General features: G+C 47.2%; 1 protein-coding gene. It reads left to right on the top strand.

Annotated elements, in window-relative coordinates; genetic code table 11:
- On the top strand, positions 1-614 hold a 614-nt coding region (locus tag R7Q11_RS26260; protein ID WP_405532486.1), incomplete at its 5' end, for an ABC transporter permease subunit.
- Positions 615-712: the final 98 nt, after the last annotated feature.

Consider the following 712-nt stretch of genomic DNA (forward strand, 5'->3'; position numbering starts at 1 on the left):
TCATTGCTAAGTTGCAAATCAACGCACTGATCACCACTTTGGCGACTATGCAGATAGCACGAGGCTTGGGCTACATCATTTCAGATGGTAAAGCGGTGGGCATCACAGAAGAGAGCTTCTTTGCACTGGGTAACTCATCATTCATTGGTATCCCAACGCCGATTTGGTTGACGATCATTACCTTTGGAGTTTTTGCTTTCTTGCTGAATCGCACTGTTTATGGTCGTAACACGCTCGCGATTGGGGGCAACGAAGAAGCGGCTCGCTTAGCGGGTGTGAATGTCGTGAAAACTAAGATGATAATCTTCACCGTGTCTGGCTTTATCTCGGCATTGGCGGGGGTTATTTTGGCGGCGCGTATGACCAGTGGTCAGCCTATGACGTCTGTGGGCTTTGAATTGGTGGTTATCTCTGCCTGTGTCCTTGGTGGTGTGTCGCTAAAAGGTGGCATCGGTAAAGTCTCTTACGTGATTGCTGGCGTGCTGATTTTGGGTACAGTCGAAAATGCAATGAACCTTCTCAACATGTCACCATTCGCGCAATACGTCGTTCGCGGTGCAATATTACTTGCTGCTGTTATTTTTGACCGCTACAAACAAACCAGCCGCGCATAATGCTCTTTCAACTTGGTATCACTTCCAAGTGAACACAAGCCCAAAACAGCCATGATTTTATGGCTGTTTTGGGTTTAACTCTCGAATAAGACCCTACA

The organism is Vibrio sp. 970, assembly GCF_033339075.1.